Origin of the sequence: Pseudomonas nicosulfuronedens, from assembly GCF_005877905.1 — a bacterium.
Taxonomy (GTDB): Bacteria; Pseudomonadota; Gammaproteobacteria; order Pseudomonadales; family Pseudomonadaceae; genus Pseudomonas; species Pseudomonas nicosulfuronedens.
The window spans coordinates 142,680-165,276 of sequence record NZ_SWDV01000012.1; the positions used below are offsets into that span (position 1 = coordinate 142,680).

Sequence of the window (22,597 nt, forward strand, 5' to 3'; positions counted from 1 at the left end):
AATCTGTTTCCTCTTTCGCCGTTTACCTAGATTGCCCGCTCACCGACATGCACCGGATTTGCAATCCGCTGCCTGTCCGGACGTTCTGTCACAAGCGGGAATCCAGCATGAGCACGAGAAGCACGGAGCAGGCGTACAACTACAAGGTGGTCCGCCAGTTCGCCATCATGACGGTGGTCTGGGGTGTCGTCGGCATGGCCATGGGGGTACTGATCGCCTCCCAGTTGGTCTGGCCACAACTGAACCTGGACCTGCCGTGGACCAGTTTCGGGCGCCTGCGCCCGTTGCACACCAGCCTGGTGATCTTCGCCTTCGGCGGTTGTGCGCTGTTCGCCACCAGTTACTACACGGTGCAGCGCACCTGCCAGACACGCCTGTTTTCCGACAGCCTCGCCGCGTTCACTTTCTGGGGCTGGCAGGCGCTGATCGTGACCATGATGATCACACTGCCACTGGGCTACACCACCACCAAGGAGTACGCCGAGATCGAGTTCACCGGCGCAGTGTGGATGGCCATCGTCTGGGTCGCCTACGCAGTGGTGTTCTTCGGCACGCTGATGAAGCGCAAGACCCCGCACATCTATGTGGGCAACTGGTTCTTCGCCGCCTTCATCCTGGTCACGGCGATGCTGCACATCGTCAACCACCTGGCCATTCCGGTGGACTGGTTCAAGTCCTACCCGGTGTACTCGGGCGCCACCGACGCCATGGTGCAATGGTGGTACGGGCACAACGCGGTGGGATTCTTCCTCACCACCGGCTTCCTCGGGATGATGTACTACTTCGTGCCCAAGCAGGCCGGGCGCCCGGTGTATTCCTACCGGCTGTCCATCGTCCACTTCTGGGCGCTGATCACCCTGTACATCTGGGCCGGCCCACACCACCTGCATTACACCGCCCTGCCCGACTGGGCGCAGTCGCTGGGCATGGTGATGTCGCTGATCCTCCTGGCACCCAGCTGGGGCGGCATGATCAACGGCATGATGACGCTCTCCGGCGCCTGGCATAAGTTGCGCACCGACCCGATCCTGCGCTTCCTCGTCGTCTCCCTGGCGTTCTACGGCATGTCGACGTTCGAAGGTCCGATGATGGCGATCAAGACCGTCAACGCCCTGTCTCACTACACTGACTGGACCATCGGCCACGTCCATGCCGGCGCACTGGGCTGGGTGGCGATGATTTCCATCGGCTCGCTCTATCACCTGATCCCCAAGGTCTTCGGTCGCGAACAGATGCACAGCATCGGTCTGATCAACGCACACTTCTGGCTGGCCACCATCGGCACGGTCCTCTACATCGCTTCGATGTGGGTCAACGGCATCACCCAGGGCCTGATGTGGCGGGCGGTGAACGCCGACGGCACGCTCACCTACTCCTTCGTCGAAGCACTGCAGGCCAGCCACCCCGGCTTCGTGGTGCGCATGACGGGAGGGCTGATGTTCCTCAGCGGCATGCTGTTGATGGCCTGGAATACCTGGGTAACGGTGCGCCAGGCGCGCCCCGAGGCGATGCGTGTCGCCGAGCGGATGGTCTGAGATGACGCTCTGGCTGGGGGGCGCGGGCCTGCTGGTGCTGTATTTCGGCGTCGGTTGGTGCCTGAGGGCGCATCGCGAACGGGGCATCGAGGAAGCCAGCATGCTGCCCTTCGCCGATGACGAGGAAGTCGCCCGGCGCGTGGAGAAGGCCACCGGGCGCAGCCGAACGGGCTGCGCCTGCCCCGGCCGCTGTCGGGGTGACTGCGAGCACTGGCGCGACTGGCAGCCCTAGCGCGCCACTTTGCGGACACGCCTGCGACAGAGCGCCACATCACCTCCATCAATTTTCATTAGCAAGCACATCAATTTCCCGGCGGGCAGCCCGAGGAGGAATATCACTCCCGTGCCCCGCCACCGGATGGACGCCTGAAGCATCGTCCCCTGTCCTGTCTGGACCCCAGGACAGACATCATCGATGCCAGTGCTCCCCGGTGGGGCTTTCAATCCCATTCAGGGGCCCCAACGGGCCCTCACCGAGGAAATAAAGAATGAAGCTTGCCTCTGTCGTGTCGGCTGTCATCTCCAGCCTCGCCCCGATGGCTTTTGCCCAGGACGCAATCAAGAACCCCGGCGCCGAGCTGCCGGTCACCGAATACCACTACGGCATGTCCCTGGACGTCGACAAGGTTCTGCACCGCACCGACAACTCCGGCAAGGTCGGCGTCGTACCGGCGTACATGGTCTACCAGGATCACGAAGGCCAGACCCACAAGGTCCGCTTCCTCGAATGGGGCGGCAGCACCAGCCAGGGCTGAGCCGCGAAGCACATCGTCCTCCAGCCGTCTTGGCCAACCCCGCGAGCCAGTGGTGGCGGTTGGGGGGCGATCCTGATTCAACCTGGAGCAATGGACACGTACGCCAATCGAGCCTGGCCGAAGCGCTGGATTGAAGTGGTTCGCGAGCAAGCTCGCTCCTACAGGTCGCCGCTGTTGTGCTCTTTGTAGGAGCGAGCTTGCTCGCGAACCGACCTCAACGAAAAAGCGCGCCCATTGGCGCGCTTTTTCATGCAACGGAAACTCAGATTTCCACCTGCGTCCCCAGCTCGATCACCCGGTTCAGCGGCAAGTTGAAGTAGCGCAGGTTGCCATTGGCGTTCTTCAGCAGGAAGGCGAACAGCGCCTCGCGCCAGCGCGCCATGCCGATCAGCTTGGACGGGATCACCGTCTCGCGGCTGAGGAAGTAGGTCGTGCGCATCGGGCTGAAGTCCAGCTCGTTGAGATGACACAGTTTGAGCGCCTGCGGGATGTCCGGGTCTTCCATGAAGCCGAAGTGCAGTACCACGCGGAAGAAGCCCTCGCCGTAGGCATCCACCTCGAAGCGACGGTCCTGGGTCACCCGCGGGCTGTCTTCGTTGACCACGGTGAGCAGCACGACCTGCTCATGCAGCACCTGGTTGTGCAGCAGGTTGTGCAACAGCGCGTGCGGCACGGCATCGGTACGAGCGGTGAGGAACACGGCAGTGCCCTGCACGCGATGCGGCGGCTGCGAGCGGATGCTGGAAATAAACAGCGGCAGCGGCAGTGAACCCTCGTCGAGGCGGTCCACCAGCAGCTGGCGACCACGCTTCCAGGTGGTCATCAGGATGAACAGGCCGATACCGGCAACCACCGGGAAGGCGCCGCCCTGTACCACCTTGGGCAGGTTCGCGGCGAAGAACAGGGTGTCGACGAACAGCATCGTCAGGAAGAACGGAATCGCCAGCCACAGCGGCCACTTCCACAGCAGCCAGACCACCACGCCCATCAGCAGGGTGGTCATCAGCATGGTACCGGTCACCGCCACGCCATAGGCCGAGGCCAGCGCGGCAGAGGACTCGAAGCCCAGCACCAGCAGGACTACGCCGACCATCAGCGCCCAGTTCACCATGGGGATGTAGATCTGCCCCTGCTCATGACTGGAGGTGTGCTGGATCGACATACGCGGCACGTAGCCGAGTTGGATGGCCTGGCGGGTCAACGAGAAGGCCCCGGAAATCACCGCCTGCGACGCGATCACCGTGGCCGCGGTGGACAGCGCCACCATCGGTAGCAGCGCCCAGCCTGGCGCGGTCAGGTAGAAGGGGTTACGCGCGGCTTCCGGGTTGACCAGGATGGTCGCGCCCTGGCCGAAGTAGTTCAGCACCAGCGCCGGCAGCACCAGGGCGAACCAGGCGCGGGCGATGGGTTTGCGGCCGAAGTGGCCCATGTCGGCATACAACGCCTCGGCACCGGTCAGCGCCAGCACGGTGGCGCCGAGGATGGCCACGCCGATGCCCGGATGGGAAACGAAGAAGTTGAAGGCCCAGGCAGGGTTCATCGCCTTGAGCACCTCGGGCTCGCGGGATACGCCGTAGACCCCTAGCGCAGCGAGGGCGAGGAACCAGGCCACCATGACCGGGCCGAACAGGATCCCGATACGCGCGGTGCCGTGCTTCTGGATCAGGAACAGACCCACCAGCACGATCAGCGAGAGTGGCACCACCCAGTGCTCCAGCCCATCGAAGGCGATCTCCAGGCCCTCGATAGCCGAAAGGACCGAGATCGCCGGGGTAATCATGCTGTCGCCATAGAAGAGTGCCGCGCCGATCAGACCGGCGATCACCACCATCGCCTGCAGTCGGCGACGTCCGGTGGCAGCACGACGAGCCAGGGCGGACAACGCCATTACGCCACCCTCGCCCTGGTTGTCGGCGCGCAGTACGAAGATCACGTACTTGATCGACACCACCCAGATCAGCGACCAGAAGATCAGCGAGAGCACGCCGAGGACGCCGTCGTGGTTGGCCTGTACGCCGTAACCGCCGATGAAGACTTCCTTGAGGGTGTACAGCGGGCTGGTGCCGATATCGCCGTAGCAGACGCCCACGGCGCCGACCATCAGGCCGATCGCGGAGCTCGAATGGGGCTGCTCATGCTCAACGGTGCCGGCGCTTGCATCGGACATGTAACAAAATTCCTCAAAAAAATTCGGCGCATCCTGCTCCGACCCTTTCGTCGATGCAAGAGCCGGGTTCGAAGGTTCTGATTGACTATAGAGCCTGTTGCCCGGAATTACCGGGCGGACGGGGCTGTCCGGCGGCGTGCGACAGCTTGTCCCAGAGAGGCTGGTCAAGTGCGCGGGACGCCGCTAGAATTGCGCACTTTTTGATCAGAGGCGCCGCCAGCGCGCCCTTCGAGGTTAGCCGCACATGTCCACCGCCACACCCAAAGTCGGATTCGTCTCGCTCGGATGCCCGAAAGCGACCGTCGACTCCGAACGCATCCTCACCCAGCTGCGCATGGAAGGGTACGAAATCGTCCCCACCTACCAGGACGCAGACGTGGTGGTGGTGAACACCTGCGGCTTCATCGACAGCGCCAAGGCCGAGTCCCTGGACGCCATCGGCGAAGCCATCGCCGAGAACGGCAAGGTGATCGTCACCGGCTGCATGGGCGTCGCCGAAGACAGCATTCGTGACGTGCACCCCAGCGTGCTGGCCGTGACCGGCCCGCAGCAGTATGAGCAGGTGGTCAATGCCGTCCACGAGGTGATCCCGCCCAAGGCCGAGCACAACCCGCTGATCGACCTGGTGCCGCCGCAGGGCATCAAGCTGACCCCGCGTCACTACGCCTACCTGAAGATTTCCGAAGGCTGCAACCACAGCTGCAGCTTCTGCATCATCCCGTCCATGCGCGGCAAGCTGGTCAGCCGCCCGGTGGGTGACGTGCTCAGCGAAGCCCAGCGCCTGGTGAAAGCCGGCGTGAAGGAGCTGCTGGTCATCTCCCAGGACACCAGCGCCTACGGCGTGGACCTGAAGTACAAGATGGACTTCTGGGACGGCCAGCCGGTGAAGACCCGCATGCTGGAGCTGTGCCAGGCGCTCTCCTCCATGGGCGTGTGGGTGCGCCTGCACTACGTCTACCCGTACCCCAACGTCGACGACGTGATCCCGCTGATGGCCGAGGGCAAGCTGCTGCCCTACCTGGACATCCCCTTCCAGCACGCCAGCCCGAAAGTGCTGAAGTCCATGAAGCGCCCCGCCTTCGAGGACAAGACCCTGGCGCGCATCAAGAAGTGGCGCGAGATCTGCCCCGAGCTGACCATCCGCTCCACCTTCATCGTCGGCTTCCCCGGCGAAACCGAGGAAGACTTCCAGTACCTGCTCGACTGGCTGACCGAAGCCCAGCTCGACCGCGTCGGCTGCTTCCAGTACTCCCCGGTGGAAGGCGCCCCGGCCAACGACCTGGGCCTGGACATCGTCCCCGATGACGTCAAGCAGGACCGCTGGGAACGCTTCATGGCGCACCAGCAGGCGATTTCCGCCGCGCGCCTGCAACTGAAGATCGGCAAGGAAATCGAAGTCCTGATCGACGAAGTCGACGACGAAGGCGCCGTGGGCCGCTCCTACGCCGACGCCCCGGAGATCGACGGCGCGGTGTATGTCGACAGCTTCGACGTGAAGCCGGGTGACAAGGTGCGCGTGCGCATTACCGACGCCGACGAGTACGACCTCTGGGCCGAACTGGTCTGATCCGCAAAAGCCCCGCCGAAGCGGGGCTTTTCATTTCAATGGAACGAACATGACCAACAACGACGTACTGCGCAGCCTGCGCTACCTGCTGGACATCCGCGACGCGCAGGTGGCCGAGATCACCGCGCTGGCCGGCTTCAACGTCAGCGCCGAGGAAATCGGCGCCTTCCTCGCCCGCGATGACGAGCCGGACTTCAAGCCCTGCAGCGACCGCGTGCTGGCGCATTTCCTCGACGGCCTGATCGTGCACCGCCGTGGCCGCGATGAGTCGCGACCGCTGCCGCCGGTGGAACTGCCGCTGACCAACAACATCACCTTGAAGAAGCTGCGCGTCGCCTTCGAGCTGCGCGACGACGACATCCTCGCGATCCTCGACAGCGTCGGCTTCATCGTCACCAAGACGGAACTGGGCGCCCTGTTCCGCAAGCCCGGCCACAACAACTACCGGCCCTGCGGCGACCAGTTGCTGCGCAACTTCCTCAAGGGCCTGACCCAGCGCCAGCAGCGCTGAGGCCGTCGTGCTCTACCGCCTCGCCGCCGACGCCGTCGTCCTGCTGCACCTGGGGTTCATCCTCTTCGTGATGCTCGGCGGCCTGCTGGTGCTGCGCTGGCCGCGCCTGGCCTGGCTGCATGTGCCAGCAGCGGCCTGGGGCATGGCGGTGGAGTTCCTCCACCTCTACTGCCCGCTCACCCCGCTGGAAAACCACTTCCGCGCCCTGGCCGGCGACCACGGCTATGACGGCGGCTTCATCGAGCACTACCTGATCCCGCTGATCTACCCAGCCGGCCTGACCGAGGCGACCCAGGTCGTCCTCGGCCTCGTGGTGGTAGCGGTCAATCTGCCGCCGTACCTGCTTCTGCTGCACCGGGCGTTGCGTTCGCGCTGAGCGGCTTGCCCACGGGCAAGTAGGCCAGGCTCGCCTCCTGATTCTTCGAGTGCCCCAGGCGCTGGCCATTGTTGAGCCTCGACTCGATCAGCCGGTGATCCGCCGTCAGCCAGTTCAGCGGCTGCTCTCCTTGGTGCGTGACCTGGGAAAGGATCAGGGTACGCGCCGGGTCCCACTCCTCGCCGGTACTCTGGCGCAGCCAGGCAAACAGTGCGGCGCTGTCGCCCTGTGGATAACCGGAGTGGACATAGAGGAACGGATGCGCCTGCCGTTCGCCGCGCTGCTCCAGGTACATCGGCAGGCGCGCATCATCATCCCCGAGGATCAATACCCGCCATTGCGACCAGGGCGCGGTCTGCTCCGCTGCGGCGCGCACCTCTTTGGCGAAGACCGGAATCCCGCCGCCACCATTGCTCCACGGATAAGCGATGCCCACCACCAGCAGCATCAACACCGCCCCTGCTCCCACCACGCTTGGCCAGACACGTCCCAGCCCTGCGAGCCCGCGCTCATGTCGGGATTCGACCACCCACCAGGCCGCCAGCAACTGGGCAAACGGCACCAGTGGCAACACGTAATAGCTGCGCCGGCCACCGCTGGCGGTAAAGAACGCGAACAGCAGCACCAGCGCCCAGACCAGCCAGCGCGCATTGGGCTCCAATTGCTTCCAGCGGCGCGTGGCAAACCACAGCCCGAATATCCACAGCGGTGCCCAGGGCAACGTGTAGGCCGGCAGGTACAGCAGGTAGGTATAGATTGGCCCTTCATGGTCGAAGGGCTGGAAGAAACGCACCACGTTCTCGCGGAACACCAGCGCCAGCCCGCTCTCGCCATAGCTGGGCTGGCCATAGAAGTGCGACAGCACGAAGGGGATCGCGTAGGCCGCGCTAGCCACCACCAGCGCAGCCACCAGCCGCAGGTTCAGGTGCCGGCGCCAGCGCCCCTCACCGAGCAGATGCGGCAACAGCACCAGCCCCGGCAGGACAAAGCCGATCAGCCCCTTGCACAGCGAGGTCAGCGACAAGATCAGGAAAAACCCCAGGTAGCTGCGCAAACGCGTGTCTTCCGGATCACGCCAGTACCAGGCCAGCGCCGCCAGCACACCGAAGACCGTGAGCATGTCGGCCGTCGCCACCCGCGCCCAGAACAGGAAATAGAAGGTGGTCGCCAGCAGCCAGCCGGCCAGCAGACCGGTGCCCTTGCGCAACAGGCGCTCGCCCAGCCACCAGGTCAGCCAGACGCTGCCCAATCCAGCCAGCACGGTGCTCAGGCGCAGCGTCCAGTGGTTGAGACCGAACAAGCTGGCCGGCGCGGTGATCAACCAGTAGGACAGCAGCGGCTTGTCGTAATACGGCGCGCCGCGCAGGTAGGGGTCGAAGTAGTCGCCAGACTGCAGCATCTGCAGCGCGATATCCGCCCAGCGCACCTCCGGCCCCCAGACTTCGCGGGCCCACAACCCGGTCATCAACAGCACCAGCGTGCCAACCATCAGCAGCACCAGCGCCTTGCGATCTCTGCTCCAACCCTGCATCACCCGGCCCCCGGCCTCTCGAATGTGCGCGGACACTAGGGCAGCGATGGTTATGCGCAGGTTAAGAAAATGCAGCCATCACGTAATGCGCATCCATTTGCCAACTGGATAGTGCTCGGAGCGCCCCGACGATCCCGCTAGGGTGAGGCGAAAACCCAGCCAGGAGAGGCTCATGCACCCGTACTTTTCCCTCGCAGGCAAGACCGCACTGGTCACCGGCGGCACCCGTGGCATTGGCCGGATGATCGCCCAGGGCCTGCTCGAAGCCGGCGCGAAAGTCATCATCTGTGCCCGCGATGGCGCTGCCTGCGCCGACACTGCTGCGGAACTGTCGCAGTACGGCGAATGCATCGGCCTGCCGGCCAACCTCGCCACCGAAGAAGGCGCCCGCGTACTGGCCGCCGATCTCGCCGAACGCCTGGACCACCTCGACATCCTGGTGAACAACGCCGGCACCACCTGGGGCGCACCACTGGAAAGCTACCCGGCCTCGGGCTGGGAGAAGGTCATGCAGCTCAACGTCACTGCCGTGTTCAGCTGCATCCAGCAACTGCTGCCGCTGCTGAAGAAGGCCGGCAATGCGCAGAGCCCGGCGCGGGTGATCAACATCGGCTCGGTAGCCGGGGTCACTTCCCACGGAGAGAGCGCCTACGCCTACGGCCCGAGCAAGGCTGCGCTGCACCAGCTGTCGCGCATGCTCGCCCGAGAGCTGGTGAAGGACCACATCAACGTCAACGTCATCGCCCCCGGCCGCTTCCCCAGCAAGATGACCCGCCACATCGCCAACGACGAGCAGGCCATGGCCGAGGACACCGCCGTCATCCCCATGCGCCGCTGGGGCCGCGAGGAAGAGATGTCCGCCCTGGCGATCAGCCTGGCGAGCGCCGCCGGTGCCTACATGACGGGCAACATCATCCCCATCGACGGCGGCTTCCACCTGGGCTGAAGCGCGTAATCGGGTACCATGGCGGCCCCTGCAACCGCTTGTGCCGCCATGTCCCACACCGTCTCGCCCATCGGCCACGTCCGCTCCTGCTTCAAGGAGAAGTTCGCCATCCCGCGCCAGCCGCAACTGGCTCCGGCCGCGACCGGCATGCTGGAACTGCTGCCGCCATTCGACACTGGCGACGCGGTAGAAGGACTGGAACAGGTCAGCCACGTCTGGCTGATCTTCCTCTTCCATCAGGCACTGGAAGACAAGCCACGACTGAAGGTGCGCCCGCCGCGCCTGGGCGGCAACCAGTCGATGGGTGTATTCGCCACTCGCGCCACCCACCGGCCCAACGGCCTCGGCCAATCGGTGGTGAAGCTGGAGAAGGTCGAGCCCGGCCGACTCTGGCTGTCCGGCATCGACCTGCTGGACGGCACCCCGGTCATCGACATCAAACCCTACGTACCCTATGCCGACATAGTCGCGGATGCCCGCAACGCCATCGCCGACACACCGCCCGCCCCCATTGCTGTGCACTGGAGCGACGAAGCCCTTCGCCAGGCCCATGAACATGGCCTGCGCCTGCGCCAACCGGTGCGCGAGCTGATCGAGCAATGCCTCGCCCAGGACCCGCGCCCGGCGTACCAGAAGCCGCCGCCCGAGCGCCGCTACGGCGTACGCCTGTGGGACCTGGACGTGCACTGGCACTACCCTGCCGATGGCGAAATCCGCGTGCTGGATGTGCAACGGGCCGCCAACTGAAACCCGCGTCAGTCCACCGGATTGAGGGCGATCACGTCGCTTTCGAAGCACTCCTGCTCGAGGATCAGCGGCTCCACCAACGGGCGGCTGTCGCGGAAGTGTGCGGTTTGCGTGTGCGCCTCATAAGCCGCATCGTCGCGGTAGATCTCGTAGAGGTAGATCACGTCCGGATCAAGGCGATCCTGGGACACATCGAAGACCAGACAGCCGGGCTCGCTGGACACGGAAGCGGCGGCATTGGCCTTGATGGCATGGAGGAAGTCTTCGGCGCTGCCGGGTTTCACGCGGGTCTTGATGAACAGACTGTACACAGGGCGCTCCTTTTGTTTTAAATTTGAAATCAAATTGTATACAAAAAAGGAACCGCGTCCATGTCCGATCTCCCTGCCCGCCCCGGCCGCCTCAACGGCCTGCGCCACCTCGCCCTGCTGGTACCGAACCTCGAAGAGTGCGAGCGCTTCTATGTCGACGTGCTCGGCATGGAAGTCCTCAACCGTGCCAACGAAGACCTGGTGTATCTCACCTGCGGCAACGACAACCTCTCGCTGGGGCGCGGCTTCGGCGCGGCCAACGGCCTGCAGACCCTGGATCACTATGGCTTCGTGGTGGACAGCGTGGAGGAGCTTGATGCCTGGTACCAGTACTTCAAGGCGCGCGGCGTGACGCTGCTGGACCGCCCCTTCGACCATGGTGACGGCGCGCGCAGCTTCCACCTGCTGGACCCGGCGGGGAACAAGGTGCAGCCGCTGTATCACCCGGCGGTTTCGGGGCAGAAGTTGGCCTAAAGGAACACTTTGTTGCTGAGCAGGCCGTGCAGGCTGACGCCAAGGCTTCCCCCTGCACCGAACGATCCCCTCTCCCGCTGAGCGGGGCGCGCAGCCAGGGTTAGGGGCCCTTGGTCTTGTAGGAGCGAGCTTGCTCGCGAACCGGCCTCACAGCGGAGTTGTTCGCGAGCAAGCTCGCTCCTACGAAAAGCCCTGCCGTCAGCGCTGGAATGTGGGCCATAAAAAACGCCGCGATCCCATGGAATCGCGGCGTTTCTTCGATCCGACAGCGCGGTTTACTTCTCGACGAAGGCACGCTCGATCAGGTAATCACCCGGCTCGCCCATGCGCGGGGAGATCTGCAGGCCGAAGCTGTTCAGCACTTCGCTGGTCTCGTCGAGCATGCTCGGGCTGCCGCAGATCATCGCGCGGTCGTCCTGCGGGTTCATCGGCGGCAGGCCGATGTCGGCGAACAGCTTGCCACTGCGCATCAGGTCGGTCTGACGGCCCATGCTATGGAACTCTTCGCGAGTCACCAGCGGGCAATAGATCAGCTTCTCTTTCACCATGTCGCCGAAGTACTCATGCTCCGGCAGGACCTTGGTGATGAAGTCCGCGTAGGCCAGCTCGCTGACCCAGCGTACGCCGTGGACCAGGATGACCTTCTCGAAGCGCTCGTAGACTTCCGGGTCCTGGATGACCGACAGGAACGGCGCCATGCCGGTGCCGGTGCTCAGCAGGTACAGATGCTTGCCGGGCTTGAGGTCGTCCAGCACCAGGGTGCCGGTCGGCTTGCGGCTGACCATCAGCTCGTCGCCTTCCTTCAGGTGCTGCAGACGCGAAGTCAGCGGACCGTCCGGGACCTTGATGCTGAAGAACTCCAGGTGCTCTTCGTAGTTCGGGCTGGCGATGCTGTACGCGCGCATCAGCGGACGACCGTTGACTTCCAGGCCGATCATCACGAATTGACCGGTCTTGAAGCGCAGACCCGGGTTACGGGTGGTCTTGAAGCTGAAGAGGGTGTCGTTCCAGTGGTGCACGCTGAGAACGCGCTCGGTGTACAGGTTGCTCATCAAGGACTCCTAGGAGAAACGTGGCGCACCCCAGCAGATCCCGGACGTAGCGCAATTGCGCGACATTTTATAGGCGGCGACAATATCCGCAAAATAAATTATCTGGATATTGCTAATCCAAAACGCAGATAAGGCCGCTACGTCGCCGCGAAAGGATACCGTCAGGCCCTTCCTACGCCGGGGTGACGAAATGTCGCGCAGCCCTCTCCGGAGCCCCTCTGAATGAAGTTCACCCTGCGCCAGCTCGAAGTCTTCGTCGCCGTCGCCCAGCAGGAAAGCGTCTCCCGCGCCGCGGAAGCGCTGTCCATGTCGCAGTCGGCCACCAGCACCGCGCTGGGCGAGCTGGAGCGGCAGTTCGACTGCAAACTGTTCGATCGCTCCGGCAAGCGCCTGACCCTCAACGCCCTCGGCCGCCAATTGCTGCCCCAGGCAGTGGCCCTGCTCGACCGCGGCAGCGAGATCGAGAACATGCTCAATGGCAAGAGCGCCTTCGGCTCGCTGGACCTGGGCGCCACCCTGACCATCGGCAACTACCTGGCGACTCTGCTGATCGGCACCTTCATGCAGCGCCAGCCCGACTGCCGGGTGCGCCTGCACGTGCACAACACCGCCCACGTTGTACAGCGTGTAGCGCACTACGAGCTGGACCTGGGGCTGATCGAAGGCGACTGCCAGCACCCCGACATCGAAGTGCAGCCGTGGATGGAAGACGAACTGGTAGTGTTCTGCGCGCCACAGCACCCGCTCGCCCGTGAAGGCCGCGCGAGCCTGGAGCGGCTGACGGAGGAAGCGTGGATCCTGCGGGAGCAGGGCTCAGGTACGCGGCTGACCTTCGACCAGGCCATGCGCCACCACGTTGAACCACTGAACGTGCGGCTGGAACTGGAACACACCGAGGCGATCAAGCGCGCGGTGGAATCGGGACTGGGGATCGGCTGCATCTCGCGCCTGGCGCTGCGCGACGCCTTCCGCCGTGGCAGCCTGGTGCCGGTGGAAACGCCGGACCTGGACCTGCGCCGGCAGTTCTACTTCATCTGGCACCGGCAGAAGTACCAGACCGCGACCATGCGCGAGTTCCTGGAGCTGTGCCGCAGCGAAACCGCCGGGGTAACGCGCAGCGACGACATCGTCCTGCCGATGATTCCCTGAACGGCGCTTCCTGTAGGAGCGGATCTTATCCGCGATCAGGCCGGCAGGCCGGCTCAGATGGTCCCGGTTGCGCCGGGATTTCGCAGAGAAGCTCCGCTCCTGCGGGCGACCCTGTCAGCCCAGCAGAATGCCTGCCCAGGTCACGGTGATGATGGTCAGCGCCACGAATTGGGCGGCGCTACCCATGTCCTTGGCGTTCTTCGACAGCGGGTGGCGCTCCAGGGAAACCCGGTCGACCACCGCCTCGATGGCGGAGTTGAGCAGCTCGACGATCAGCGCCAGCAGGCACACGGCGATCATCAGCGCGCGCTCGCCACGAGTGACGTCACAGAAGAACGACAGCGGGACCAGGACCACGTTGATCAGAACCAGCTGGCGGAAGGCCGCTTCACCCTTGAAGGCGGCGGCGAAGCCGGCCAGGGAGTAGCCGGCGGCGTTGAAGATGCGTTTCAGGCCGGTCTGGCCCTTGAAGGGGGAGGCGGACACGTGGGGTTCTCACAGGCAAAGGTCGCGGCACTCTATACCAGCGATCGTCAAAAAGGAGTCAAGGCCATTACAGAATGTGACGGTTCCCCAGCCGGAATGTGACGACCTCAGTTCCCCGGTACCGACTCCATCTGCGCCAGCAGCAGTGCCGCCTGGGTGCGGGTGCGCACATTCAGCTTGCGGAAGATCGCGGTGACATGCGCCTTCACCGTGGCTTCGGAAACGCTCAGCTCGAAGGCGATCTGCTTGTTCAGCAGGCCTTCGCAGACCATGGTCAGCACGCGGAACTGTTGCGGAGTGAGGCTGGCCAGACCGGCGCTGGCAGCGCGGACGTCCTCGCTCATCTCGGTCACGGCGTCCACCTGCGGCGGCCACCAGACATCGCCATCGAGCACCGAGCGCACGGCCTGCTGCAGCACGCTCAGTTCGCTGGACTTGGGAATGAAACCACTGGCGCCGAACTCACGGGAGCGCTGCACCACGGCGGCATCTTCCTGGGCCGAGACCATCACCACCGGAATCTGCGGGTACTGCCCGCGCAGCAGCACCAGGCCGGAGAAGCCATAAGCGCCAGGCATGTTCAGGTCCAACAGCACTAGGTCCCAGTCGGCCTTCTCGTTCAGGCGCGTCTCCAACTCCGCGATACTCGCTGCCTCCGACAGTCGCGCCTCGGGGCCAAGACCAATGGTCAGGGCCTGGTGCAGGGCACTGCGGAACAGCGGGTGATCGTCAGCGATCAGGATCTCGTAGGAAGCCATGAATTTTCCTTGAAGGCCGCGCCGAAGTCCTGCCGCGGATAACAGCCAGACTTGCGCACGAAAGGTCGGAGCACGGATAGAGCACTACTTGTCGCATTGTACGCAAAGACCACATCCGCTGTCCGCCGCGAATACATCGCCGGACGGTACTTACACCGTGGCCTGAAAGCCCCTGCCACTGTGCCCGCCGGGAACCTCCTCCCCTTTCCAAAGGCCCGGCGTTACGGCAGAGTTCCGCTTTTTTTCCTGCCCGTTACGAGAACAAGATGAAAAGCCATGCGCTGCGCGCCGATTTCCTGATGCTGTTCACCGCGATGATCTGGGGGGTCTCCTTCGTCGCGCAACGCCTCGGGATGGATGCCATCGGTCCCTTCCTCTATACCGGCCTGCGCTTCACCCTCGGCGCCGTGGCACTGCTGCCCTTGCTGGCCTGGTCGAGCAAGCGCGGCGCCCAGCCGTTCAACCGCGGCCTGCTGCTGGCAGGCCTGGCCATCGGTACCGCACTGACCGTGGGGATCAACCTGCAACAGGTCGGCCTGATGTTCACCAGCGTGACCAACTCCGGCTTCATCACCGGCCTGTACGTGATCATCGTGCCGCTGCTCGGCCTGCTCATCGGCCATCGTGCCGGCATGGGCACCTGGCTGGGATGCGCACTGGCCGTGACCGGCATGGCGATGCTGAGCATCGGCCCGGGCTTCCACGTTGCTTCCGGCGACTGGCTGCAGCTGACCGGCGCCTTCGTCTGGGGCGGCCACGTGCTGCTGGTGGGGCTTTTTGCCAGCCGCTACGACCCGATCCGACTGGCCTTCCTGCAGTTCGCGACCTGTGCGGTGGTAAGCATGATTCTCGCGCTGGTGTTCGAAGAGATCCGCCTCGATGCCATCATCCAGGCCGGCCCCGCGCTGATCTACGGTGGCCTGTTCGGCGTTGCCACCGGCTTCACCCTGCAGGTCATCGCGCAGAAACACGCCATTGCCTCCCACGCGGCGATCATCCTCTCTCTGGAGGCCGTGTTCGCCGCCATCGCCGGCGCACTGTTCCTCAACGAGACCCTGCATGTGCGTGGTTATTTCGGCTGCGCGCTGATGCTCGCCGGCATGCTGGTGGCGCAGCTTTGGCCGAAGAAGGCCGAGGTGAAGGCGGTCTGATCTCTACTGCACAACGGAGCGAGACTGTTCGCGAGCCAGCTCGCTCCTACAGGCTGGGGATTCGGCGGCACGAGCGCTCTTCGTAGGAGCGAGCTCGCTCGCGAACCGCACACCTCGGCGCCCGCTCTGAAAATCAGAAACATGCATGCGATGAAGGGCCGATCTAGCGCTCGGTAAACGGCCTCAACGCCTGATGCGCCGGGCTCTGCTCATCCAGCGGCTGCTGGCGCTTGGAGCCCAGGTAGCGCTCGCTGAACACATCCAGGTAAGCATCCAGCGCATCCCCCGCACGACGGTCGCCGGCCAGCCCGAGGCAAAGCGCGGCAACCTCGGCGGTGCACAGGTGCTCATCGAACTTGGAGCGACGCAGGCGATAGCGCGACAGCGCATCGGGGGTGATGCTCAATACTGGAAAGCGATCCAGGTAAGGGCTCTTGCGGAACATCTTGCGCGCTTCGTTCCAGGTGGCGTCGAGCAGGATGAACAGCGGGCGCTTGCCGTCCTGCGGCTCCACCGTGGTCACCACGCGCTCGGGCTGGACGAACTCACCAGGGAACACCACGTACGGCTGCCACTGCGGGTCATCGAGCAGCGCCAGCAGCGCCGGGTCGACCTCGATGCGCGACCAGCCGAAGGCCCAAGTCTCGGGTACGGTTTCTGCGATCAGCCAGCCGGTGTTGCTGGGCTTGAGCGGTTCGGTGTCGAACATCACCAGACACATCGCCGAATTGGACTCGACCTGCGGGCGCAGGCTGCACATGCAGTAGTTCGGCCGCAAACGGCAGCCGGGACAGCGCGGCGAGCGCGAGCCACGGGCGAAGAACGGTTTGATGCAGCGGGCCAGGCGTTCATCGCGAAGGCGGGCGACGGCGTGGCTCATGCTGCAGCCACCGGGATGAGGAAAAGCGGACGGGACATCGAAGGCTCGAACGGGACGACGGTTGCGGACCGCCGATTGTACCAGAGCCATGGTCCGCCCCTCGCACAGCCGACCGTCGATAGGCTCGGCGAACCCGCCTCTTCCTTGACCCATTTGGCGACCCAGCGGGCCGGACAGCGGCCTGCGGCAATCGAATCTCGGCAGGCAGGTCGTTTTAAGGGACAATAGGCGGCTGTAATGACCCGCGAACCCGGAAGGCTCGCCACGGTCGAATCGGCACCATTGTCAGGAGATGCCCATGCTGCGCCTCACCGCCCTCGCCCTCTGCCTCGTCATTCCCGTCGCGCACGCCGCGTCGAAGAAGGACTTCGAACTGACCCAGACCCTGGAAAAGGTCGCCAAGGAAAGCAGCGAAGGCACCCCGCGCGCCATCAACGAGGACATCCTCGACCAGGGCTACACCGTCGACGGCCCCCAGTTGATCAACCACCTGAGTGTGCGCGCCAGCCATGCCGAACGCATGCGCGAGAACCCCGACAGCGTGCGCAGCCAGCTGGGCGACAGCGTCTGCAGCAACACCGCCTACCGCCAGTTGCTGGCCGAGGGCGCGATCCTCACCTACAGCTTCACCGAGTACAAGACCAACGCTCCGGTCGCCACCGAGCGCTTCGATGCTGGCAGCTGCAAGATCAAGCTGAAGAAGTAAGCCGCGTCCATGCTCGACAAGGAAATGCTGCTGAAGATCGCGCGCACGCCGATGCCCTTCGGCAAGTACCAGGGCCGCATGCTGGTCGACCTGCCTGACGAGTACCTGCTGTGGTTCCACAAGAAGGGGCAGTTTCCGGCCGGCGAACTGGGGCGGCTGATGCAACTGACCCTGGAACTGAAGATCGATGGTCTCGACGACCTGATCAAAGCGCTCAAGCACTGAGGCCGCGCAACCGCCCTGCGGCGGTTGCGCGAGCGCTCGTCAACGCAGCACGAACGGGTTTTCCCTGCCCGCCACCGCCGCCGCTTCGTCCGGCGCCAGCAAGGCGCTGCGCGGAACATCCAGCAAACGCGCACAGGCCGCCAGCACGTGGGCCCAGCTGCAACGGTTGGCGAATAGCATGCCCGCCTCGTCCAGCGTACCGCCCTGGTTGCGATAGCCAAGCACCGCCGTTTTCAAGGCATCCGGCAGGATCGGCCAGAGGTGCCCCCGCGCCACTTCCGGGCGCATGTGAGTGAGCAGCACACGGCGCTCGTAGTGATCGGGGAACAGCCGCATGGCGATGGATTCATCCGTCAGCGCCTGCAACTCCCAGTTGTCACGCGGCGCGCGGAAGCGCCCCGGTTCCTGCAGATAGACCAGCCGATAGGGGTATCCGGCCTCCTCCAGCCGCAACGCGGCGCGACGCATCTCGGCCAGTTGGTAGCTGCCATTGGCAATCAGCAGCAGCGGTTCGTTGCCGGGGTGTTCATCCATCAGGATCGCGCCATCGCGGGCCAGCTGTTCCGCCTGGGCCTGGTTGAACACTGCCGGACGGTCACGCTTGGGTGCCACGACGCAGGCCAATTGCCCGCGACTGCGGTAGATGTCCGGCAGCAAAGCCAGGTGGCTGTTGTGGTCAGCCGGGAAGACCACCCGCACCATGTCGCTCATCTCGCCCAGCAGCGCTTCGCAGAAGGTGGTGTCCTGGTGCGACTGCTGGTTCTTGCCGTTCTCCCAGGTATGCGAAGTCACCACCAGCGGCCAGCCGAGCCAGCCCGCCGGGCGCCCGGCCTCCTTCTGCTGGCGGGCGAATATCAGTGTCTGGCGCACCGCGCCGAGCATTTTCACGCAGAAAGCTTCGTAGCTGGCCACCAGGTTCAATCCGCCCTGGTTGGCCAGACAGGCGGAAACCACCGCTTCCTCGTTGAGCGCAGTGATGATCCGACCATCGACGGCCTCCAGATCGCTTTCCGGCTCGCTCACCCGGTGCCGCAGCGCCTTGAGCACGCCGCCCAGGCGATTGCTCGCCAGCTCGTCCGGGTTGCCGACGCGAGCACGCAGGTCCGGGTTGGCGGCGCACAGATCGACATAGAAACGATCCAGCGCGGCCATGGGCGAGCATTCGTCGTTGCGGTAATGCAGCGGCGGAATCGAAGGCTCGATAGGCCGACGCACAGCCAGTGGATTGTCCCGCTCCAGCACCCGGCCGCTGTGCGACGCCAAGAACAGGCCGCAGGCTTCGGCGAGCTCCTCCGGCTCCACCCACAACGGCGCCGCATGCTGATTGAAAAGATCGAGCGCCTCGGCGTCCACACTGGGGTTGCCCGGCAACGGCAGGTTGTGCGCGGCATTACTGCCGGCACCGTAGAAGCCGTAGCCCTTGGTCGTCTCGGCAATGCCATAGGGAATCGGCAGCGGATAACGCAGGATGCCGCGCTCCTTCTCGTCGAGGCGGTGTTGCAGGCGCTCTTCCATCTCCCAGAGGGCGCAGACGAAAGCCGCCGGATCGCGTCCATCGAAGCTGATGGGGTCGAAACCGCAACGCTGCAAGTGCAGCTTGAAACCTTCCAGCCCTTCGTGAGTGCCCAGGTCGGTACGCTGCTCGATGCGCCGGCCGTTGGCGATCATCACCGGCAGCGCCGTGCCGCAGTCCTCGGCACGCCACCAGCGGGGGATCCAGTCGCTGCCGCGCTGCTCCTCGGCGGCACCGTCGGAGAGGAAGGCCACCAGGGTCTCGCCCGGTAGCGGCATATGCGCATACATCAGCTCGGCAAAACCAAGATAGCCGCCTTCGGCAATGCCACCGGCGGTATGCGGATTGACGTGACTGCCCAACGGAGCGGCGACCTTGCCGTCCGGCTTCTGCGCGTAGCTGTAGAAATCCTGCACCAGTCGGTCCAGCCCGGCCTCGCCGTTCCCGTAGGCCGCGGCCTGCTCCGGATGCAGGTTACCGGTGAGCACGTTGAGTGCGTCGATCGCCGCCACACAGTGCCCCTGCCCCATCAGCCAGCCGCGGGTCTTGCCACTCAGGGCATTCAGGGCGAGGTAACCGGCATAGGCCGGCACCATGTTCAGCGCACCGCCGGTATGACCTTCGGGCTGCGCCTTGAAATCCTCGGCCTGCAAGGGGGCACCGTCGAGGCGGACGCGCCTGGCGTAGGTCATGTGCGCCACCAGCCAGAGGCCGGCGCAGGTCAGGCGGTCCAACGCGCTGAATAGCCGATAGACACTGGCCAGATCAGGCTGCAGGCCGTACTGGACCAATTGATGAGCGACACGAAAGACCGCCGCCTGGGTCTGCACGCTATGCTGAAGCGGACCACGGCCTCGCAGCCAGCGGGCATATTCCGGCTCGGCTGCCGCATGGGCGGCAAGCTCCTCGGGGCTTGGCAGGATCTGTGACATATCGGCTCTCCCTTGGCTATGACGGAAAGTCTAGGTCGCCACAGATCGGACGGGCGCTGACATGTATCAACGAGCGCCCCGACCAATCGAGCAAGGCTGAAAGAGAATTCCGACAAGGAGACGACATGGCGCTTCTCACCTTCATCGGCGCGATTCAGGAAGTCACCGGTTCCTGCTACCTGCTGGAAACCCGCGACGGCGTCCGCGTACTGCTCGAATGCGGGATGCGCCAGGGGCGCAGCGGCAACAAGGGCACCCGCGACAACGAGGCGACCAACCGCACACCCTTCCCCTTCGACCCGAAGGAACTCGACGCCGTCGTCCTCTCCCACGCCCACCTCGACCACAGCGGGTTGTTGCCGCGCCTGGCGAAGGAAGGCTACAAGGGACCGATCTACGCCACCGAATCCTGCTGCGATCTGCTGGAGCTGATGCTGATGGACTCGGCGCACCTCCAGGAGAAGGACGCCGAGTGGGAGAACAAATGGCGCTCGCGCCTGGGCAAGCCGCCGGTGAAGCCGCTGTACACCGTCGAAGATGCTTCCCGGGCACTGAACCAGCGCCGCCGCGTCAGCTATGGCAGCACCGTGGACGTGGCGCGCGGCATCCGCGTGACCTTCCACAACGCCGGGCACATCCTCGGCTCGGCCATCGTCGAACTGGAAATCCATGAGTTCGGCTCGACCCGCCGCCTGGTGTTCTCCGGCGACCTGGGCAGCACCTGCTCACCGCTGATGCGCACGCCGACGCCGCTGAGCCGCGCCGACGTGGTGTTGCTGGAGTCCACCTACGGCGACCGCGACCACCGCGACGCCAACGAAACCCTGCTGGAGCTCGCCGGCATCCTGCAGCGCGCGCAGAACGAGGGCGGCAATGTCCTGATCCCGTCGTTCGCCGTGGGCCGCACCCAGGACCTGATCTACTACCTCGGGCGCTTCTACCAGGAGGGTCGCCTGCCGCAGCAGGTCGTCTACCTCGACAGCCCGATGGCGGCGCGAGCCAACAATATCTACCTGCAGCATATCGGCGAGATCGCCGATGTCGACCGCGAGTACATGCGTGGCACCGGCACGGCCAAGGTCGGCGAGTGGCTGCCGATCCTGCGCACCACCCAGAGCGCGGATGAATCGATGGCGCTGAACCGCATCAAGAGCGGCGCCATCATCATCGCCGGCAGCGGCATGTGCACTGGCGGGCGGATCGTCCACCACCTCAAGCACAACCTTTGGCGCGAGGAGTGCCACATCGTATTCCCCGGCTTCCAGGCCAAGGGAACGTTGGGCCGCGCCATCGTCGACGGTGCGGAGACGGTGCGTATCCTGCGCCAGCGGATCAGCGTGAAAGCGCAGATCCATACCCTCGGCGGGTTCTCCGCTCACGCGGGACAATCACAATTAATTCAGTGGGTTGGCCACTTCGAGAACAAACCCGAGCTATACCTGATACATGGCGAGCGGGAAAAGATGGATGTACTCAAGGGTGCACTCCAGGATCGCCTGAACTGGACGGCCAACATTCCGGAGCCCGGAGACCGGATCGCCATCTGAAATCGGGGCCTCACCGACTGTCACACCCCGCGTGCCAGACTCGGCAGGCCTCCTGCTGAACCCTGTGCGTGCGGCGAAGCACCATTGCGTCACAGCCAGAGCCACCGTGCATGGCCGGCGCCGCCCATGGACAGGCGATCAGGGGTTGATGAACAAGGAGTATCAACATGCCCTATGAGCCCGACGACTACCTCTCCAGACACTTCCAGACCAGCGGCACCGACCTTGCGCAGAAAATCGAGGAGCTGGCCGAACTGGCTGCTCCCGGCAACAGCCAGAACCTCCCGCTGTACCGCGAGATGCTCACCACCGTCGCCCGCATGGCCCAGGCCGACCGCAATCGCTGGGACGCCAAGATCATGCTGCAGACCCTGCGCGAGATGGAGCACGCCTTCAGCACCCTGGAGCAGTTCAAGCGTCGCCGCAAAGTCACGGTGTTCGGCTCCGCCCGCACGCCGGCCAACCACCCGGTCTACGCGCTGGCCCGCGAGCTGGGAGAAACCCTGGCCCGCTACGACCTGATGGTCATCACCGGCGCCGGCGGCGGCATCATGGCCGCGGCCCACGAAGGCGCAGGGCTGGAAAACAGCCTCGGCTTCAATATCACCCTGCCGTTCGAGCAACACGCCAACCGCACCGTGGACGGCACCAGCAACCTGCTGTCCTTCCACTTCTTCTTCCTGCGCAAGCTGTTCTTCGTCAAGGAAGCCGATGCCCTGGTGCTCTGCCCCGGTGGCTTCGGCACGCTGGACGAAGCGTTGGAAGTGCTGACCCTGATACAGACAGGCAAGAGCCCGCTGGTCCCGGTGGTCCTGCTCGACCAGCCGGGCGGGCACTATTGGGATCACGCCCTCGAATTCATCAAGGAACAACTGGAAGACAACGGCTACATCCTGCCCAGCGACATGAACCTGATGACGCTGGTGCATACCGCCGAGGAAGCCGCCGAGGAGATCGCCCAGTTCTACAGCAACTTCCACTCCAGCCGCTGGCTCAAGGATCGCTTCGTGATTCGCCTGAACCACCCGCTGAGCGTGCGCGCGCTGCAGTTGCTGGAGCGCGAATTCGGCGGCCTGTGCGTCACCGACGGTTTCCACCAGCAGCCCTACAGCGAATCGGAACTCGACGAACCGGAATTCGCCCACCTGACCCGCCTGGCTTTTGCCTTCAACGGCCGTGATCAGGGGCGCCTGCGGGAACTGCTGAATTTCATCAACCAGCCGGAGAACTGGGAGCGCTGATTTCCAGAGCTTTTTTCCAGAGCCAGGAAACAAAGAA

23 protein-coding genes are annotated in these 22,597 nt (G+C 64.5%); 15 read left to right on the forward strand and 8 right to left on the reverse strand.

The window, feature by feature from the left end:
• Positions 1-107 precede the first annotated feature (107 nt).
• The 3 genes from ccoN to FAS41_RS12475 all read left to right on the forward strand — a co-directional run bounded on the left by ccoN (position 108) and on the right by FAS41_RS12475 (position 2,290).
• On the forward strand, positions 108-1,535 hold the full coding sequence (gene ccoN / locus FAS41_RS12465; RefSeq protein WP_138522622.1) for a cytochrome-c oxidase, cbb3-type subunit I: 1,428 nt from the start codon (positions 108-110) through the stop codon (positions 1,533-1,535).
• 1 nt (position 1,536) lies between these two features.
• Positions 1,537-1,767, forward strand: coding sequence for a cbb3-type cytochrome c oxidase subunit 3 (locus tag FAS41_RS12470; RefSeq protein ID WP_138522624.1), 231 nt, complete (start codon positions 1,537-1,539; stop codon positions 1,765-1,767).
• A gap of 256 nt (positions 1,768-2,023) precedes the next feature.
• The gene (locus tag FAS41_RS12475) at positions 2,024-2,290 is read left to right on the forward strand and encodes a DUF2790 domain-containing protein (protein WP_138522626.1); all 267 of its coding nucleotides are present in this window, start codon (positions 2,024-2,026) and stop codon (positions 2,288-2,290) included.
• A gap of 262 nt (positions 2,291-2,552) precedes the next feature.
• Here the strand turns inward: FAS41_RS12475 and FAS41_RS12480 are convergent, their stop codons facing one another.
• Positions 2,553-4,457 carry a potassium transporter Kup gene (locus FAS41_RS12480; RefSeq protein WP_138522628.1) on the reverse strand — a complete coding sequence of 635 codons (1,905 nt, stop codon included), beginning with the start codon at positions 4,455-4,457 and terminating at the stop codon, positions 2,553-2,555.
• Between the two features lie 244 nt (positions 4,458-4,701).
• Between FAS41_RS12480 and rimO the strand changes: the two genes are divergently transcribed.
• The 3 genes from rimO to FAS41_RS12495 are packed head-to-tail and all read left to right on the forward strand — an operon-like array spanning position 4,702 to position 6,911.
• A complete protein-coding gene (gene rimO, locus FAS41_RS12485) occupies positions 4,702-6,024 on the forward strand; it encodes a 30S ribosomal protein S12 methylthiotransferase RimO (protein ID WP_138522630.1) in 1,323 nt (440 codons plus the stop codon).
• 49 nt (positions 6,025-6,073) lie between these two features.
• Positions 6,074-6,535: a YehS family protein gene (locus FAS41_RS12490; protein ID WP_138522632.1), complete on the forward strand. Its 462-nt coding sequence runs from the start codon at positions 6,074-6,076 to the stop codon at positions 6,533-6,535.
• A gap of 7 nt (positions 6,536-6,542) precedes the next feature.
• A complete protein-coding gene (locus FAS41_RS12495; protein WP_138522634.1) occupies positions 6,543-6,911 on the forward strand; it encodes a DUF2784 domain-containing protein in 369 nt (122 codons plus the stop codon).
• Here FAS41_RS12495 and FAS41_RS12500 read toward each other — a convergent pair.
• Positions 6,859-8,442, reverse strand: a complete 1,584-nt coding sequence (locus FAS41_RS12500; RefSeq protein WP_138522636.1) for an ArnT family glycosyltransferase — start codon at positions 8,440-8,442, stop codon at positions 6,859-6,861. The two genes, FAS41_RS12495 and FAS41_RS12500, sit on opposite strands and share 53 nt — an antisense overlap.
• A 172-nt stretch (positions 8,443-8,614) precedes the next feature.
• Between FAS41_RS12500 and FAS41_RS12505 the strand changes: the two genes are divergently transcribed.
• Together FAS41_RS12505 and tsaA are read left to right on the forward strand one after the other, a co-directional pair.
• Positions 8,615-9,388 (forward strand): SDR family oxidoreductase, encoded by a 774-nt coding sequence (locus FAS41_RS12505; protein ID WP_138522638.1) that lies wholly within the window; start codon positions 8,615-8,617, stop codon positions 9,386-9,388.
• A 48-nt stretch (positions 9,389-9,436) separates the two neighbouring features.
• Positions 9,437-10,135 (forward strand): tRNA (N6-threonylcarbamoyladenosine(37)-N6)-methyltransferase TrmO, encoded by a 699-nt coding sequence (gene tsaA, locus FAS41_RS12510; protein WP_138522640.1) that lies wholly within the window; start codon positions 9,437-9,439, stop codon positions 10,133-10,135.
• 8 nt (positions 10,136-10,143) lie between these two features.
• On the opposite strand, the gene FAS41_RS12515 is transcribed toward tsaA, so the two are convergent.
• Positions 10,144-10,446, reverse strand: a complete 303-nt coding sequence (locus FAS41_RS12515) for a heme-binding protein (protein WP_081517928.1) — start codon at positions 10,444-10,446, stop codon at positions 10,144-10,146.
• Between the two features lie 60 nt (positions 10,447-10,506).
• Between FAS41_RS12515 and FAS41_RS12520 the strand changes: the two genes are divergently transcribed.
• Positions 10,507-10,920, forward strand: a complete 414-nt coding sequence (locus FAS41_RS12520) for a VOC family protein (protein WP_138522642.1) — start codon at positions 10,507-10,509, stop codon at positions 10,918-10,920.
• A 275-nt stretch (positions 10,921-11,195) separates the two neighbouring features.
• Here the strand turns inward: FAS41_RS12520 and fpr are convergent, their stop codons facing one another.
• Entirely contained in the window at positions 11,196-11,972 is a 777-nt protein-coding gene (fpr, locus tag FAS41_RS12525) for a ferredoxin-NADP reductase (protein ID WP_017517998.1), read from the reverse strand.
• A gap of 222 nt (positions 11,973-12,194) precedes the next feature.
• Here fpr and FAS41_RS12530 point away from each other — a divergent pair, with 222 nt between their 5' ends.
• Positions 12,195-13,121 (forward strand): LysR family transcriptional regulator, encoded by a 927-nt coding sequence (locus FAS41_RS12530; RefSeq protein WP_017517999.1) that lies wholly within the window; start codon positions 12,195-12,197, stop codon positions 13,119-13,121.
• Between the two features lie 114 nt (positions 13,122-13,235).
• Here FAS41_RS12530 and FAS41_RS12535 read toward each other — a convergent pair whose 3' ends face one another.
• Positions 13,236-13,607: a diacylglycerol kinase gene (locus FAS41_RS12535; RefSeq protein WP_138522644.1), complete on the reverse strand. Its 372-nt coding sequence runs from the start codon at positions 13,605-13,607 to the stop codon at positions 13,236-13,238.
• 107 nt (positions 13,608-13,714) lie between these two features.
• Positions 13,715-14,365 (reverse strand): response regulator transcription factor ErdR, encoded by a 651-nt coding sequence (gene erdR, locus FAS41_RS12540; RefSeq protein ID WP_138522646.1) that lies wholly within the window; start codon positions 14,363-14,365, stop codon positions 13,715-13,717.
• Positions 14,366-14,631: 266 nt separating this feature from the next.
• Here erdR and FAS41_RS12545 point away from each other — a divergent pair, with 266 nt between their 5' ends.
• A complete protein-coding gene (locus FAS41_RS12545; RefSeq protein WP_138522648.1) occupies positions 14,632-15,516 on the forward strand; it encodes a DMT family transporter in 885 nt (294 codons plus the stop codon).
• A 163-nt stretch (positions 15,517-15,679) separates the two neighbouring features.
• Here FAS41_RS12545 and FAS41_RS12550 read toward each other — a convergent pair whose 3' ends face one another.
• Positions 15,680-16,396, reverse strand: a complete 717-nt coding sequence (locus tag FAS41_RS12550) for a tRNA-uridine aminocarboxypropyltransferase (protein ID WP_045210040.1) — start codon at positions 16,394-16,396, stop codon at positions 15,680-15,682.
• 298 nt (positions 16,397-16,694) lie between these two features.
• On the opposite strand from FAS41_RS12550, the gene FAS41_RS12555 reads away from it, so the two are divergent.
• Both FAS41_RS12555 and FAS41_RS12560 read left to right on the forward strand, forming a co-directional pair.
• Positions 16,695-17,102, forward strand: a complete 408-nt coding sequence (locus FAS41_RS12555; protein WP_017518004.1) for a quorum-sensing-regulated virulence factor family protein — start codon at positions 16,695-16,697, stop codon at positions 17,100-17,102.
• A gap of 9 nt (positions 17,103-17,111) precedes the next feature.
• On the forward strand, positions 17,112-17,327 hold the full coding sequence (locus FAS41_RS12560; protein WP_138522650.1) for a DUF3820 family protein: 216 nt from the start codon (positions 17,112-17,114) through the stop codon (positions 17,325-17,327).
• Between the two features lie 39 nt (positions 17,328-17,366).
• Here the strand turns inward: FAS41_RS12560 and FAS41_RS12565 are convergent, their stop codons facing one another.
• Positions 17,367-19,772: a phosphoketolase family protein gene (locus tag FAS41_RS12565; RefSeq protein ID WP_138522652.1), complete on the reverse strand. Its 2,406-nt coding sequence runs from the start codon at positions 19,770-19,772 to the stop codon at positions 17,367-17,369.
• 125 nt (positions 19,773-19,897) lie between these two features.
• On the opposite strand from FAS41_RS12565, the gene FAS41_RS12570 reads away from it, so the two are divergent.
• Positions 19,898-21,319, forward strand: coding sequence for an MBL fold metallo-hydrolase RNA specificity domain-containing protein (locus FAS41_RS12570; RefSeq protein WP_138522654.1), 1,422 nt, complete (start codon positions 19,898-19,900; stop codon positions 21,317-21,319).
• 167 nt (positions 21,320-21,486) lie between these two features.
• A complete protein-coding gene (locus tag FAS41_RS12575) occupies positions 21,487-22,560 on the forward strand; it encodes an LOG family protein (protein ID WP_138522656.1) in 1,074 nt (357 codons plus the stop codon).
• The last annotated feature ends 37 nt before the right edge of the window (positions 22,561-22,597 follow it).

What these genes read in the sequence shown, in the direction of transcription:
- ccoN (WP_138522622.1), top strand. Translation starts at nt 108, where the DNA reads ATGAGCACGAGAAGCACGGAGCAGGCGTACAACTACAAGGTGGTCCGC.
- FAS41_RS12470 (WP_138522624.1), top strand. Translation starts at nt 1,537, where the DNA reads ATGACGCTCTGGCTGGGGGGCGCGGGCCTGCTGGTGCTGTATTTCGGC.
- FAS41_RS12475 (WP_138522626.1), top strand. Translation starts at nt 2,024, where the DNA reads ATGAAGCTTGCCTCTGTCGTGTCGGCTGTCATCTCCAGCCTCGCCCCG.
- FAS41_RS12480 (WP_138522628.1), bottom strand. Translation starts at nt 4,457, where the DNA reads ATGTCCGATGCAAGCGCCGGCACCGTTGAGCATGAGCAGCCCCATTCG.
- rimO (WP_138522630.1), top strand. Translation starts at nt 4,702, where the DNA reads ATGTCCACCGCCACACCCAAAGTCGGATTCGTCTCGCTCGGATGCCCG.
- FAS41_RS12490 (WP_138522632.1), top strand. Translation starts at nt 6,074, where the DNA reads ATGACCAACAACGACGTACTGCGCAGCCTGCGCTACCTGCTGGACATC.
- FAS41_RS12500 (WP_138522636.1), bottom strand. Translation starts at nt 8,442, where the DNA reads ATGCAGGGTTGGAGCAGAGATCGCAAGGCGCTGGTGCTGCTGATGGTT.
- FAS41_RS12505 (WP_138522638.1), top strand. Translation starts at nt 8,615, where the DNA reads ATGCACCCGTACTTTTCCCTCGCAGGCAAGACCGCACTGGTCACCGGC.
- tsaA (WP_138522640.1), top strand. Translation starts at nt 9,437, where the DNA reads ATGTCCCACACCGTCTCGCCCATCGGCCACGTCCGCTCCTGCTTCAAG.
- FAS41_RS12520 (WP_138522642.1), top strand. Translation starts at nt 10,507, where the DNA reads ATGTCCGATCTCCCTGCCCGCCCCGGCCGCCTCAACGGCCTGCGCCAC.
- fpr (WP_017517998.1), bottom strand. Translation starts at nt 11,972, where the DNA reads ATGAGCAACCTGTACACCGAGCGCGTTCTCAGCGTGCACCACTGGAAC.
- FAS41_RS12530 (WP_017517999.1), top strand. Translation starts at nt 12,195, where the DNA reads ATGAAGTTCACCCTGCGCCAGCTCGAAGTCTTCGTCGCCGTCGCCCAG.
- erdR (WP_138522646.1), bottom strand. Translation starts at nt 14,365, where the DNA reads ATGGCTTCCTACGAGATCCTGATCGCTGACGATCACCCGCTGTTCCGC.
- FAS41_RS12545 (WP_138522648.1), top strand. Translation starts at nt 14,632, where the DNA reads ATGAAAAGCCATGCGCTGCGCGCCGATTTCCTGATGCTGTTCACCGCG.
- FAS41_RS12550 (WP_045210040.1), bottom strand. Translation starts at nt 16,396, where the DNA reads ATGAGCCACGCCGTCGCCCGCCTTCGCGATGAACGCCTGGCCCGCTGC.
- FAS41_RS12555 (WP_017518004.1), top strand. Translation starts at nt 16,695, where the DNA reads ATGCTGCGCCTCACCGCCCTCGCCCTCTGCCTCGTCATTCCCGTCGCG.
- FAS41_RS12560 (WP_138522650.1), top strand. Translation starts at nt 17,112, where the DNA reads ATGCTCGACAAGGAAATGCTGCTGAAGATCGCGCGCACGCCGATGCCC.
- FAS41_RS12565 (WP_138522652.1), bottom strand. Translation starts at nt 19,772, where the DNA reads ATGTCACAGATCCTGCCAAGCCCCGAGGAGCTTGCCGCCCATGCGGCA.
- FAS41_RS12570 (WP_138522654.1), top strand. Translation starts at nt 19,898, where the DNA reads ATGGCGCTTCTCACCTTCATCGGCGCGATTCAGGAAGTCACCGGTTCC.
- FAS41_RS12575 (WP_138522656.1), top strand. Translation starts at nt 21,487, where the DNA reads ATGCCCTATGAGCCCGACGACTACCTCTCCAGACACTTCCAGACCAGC.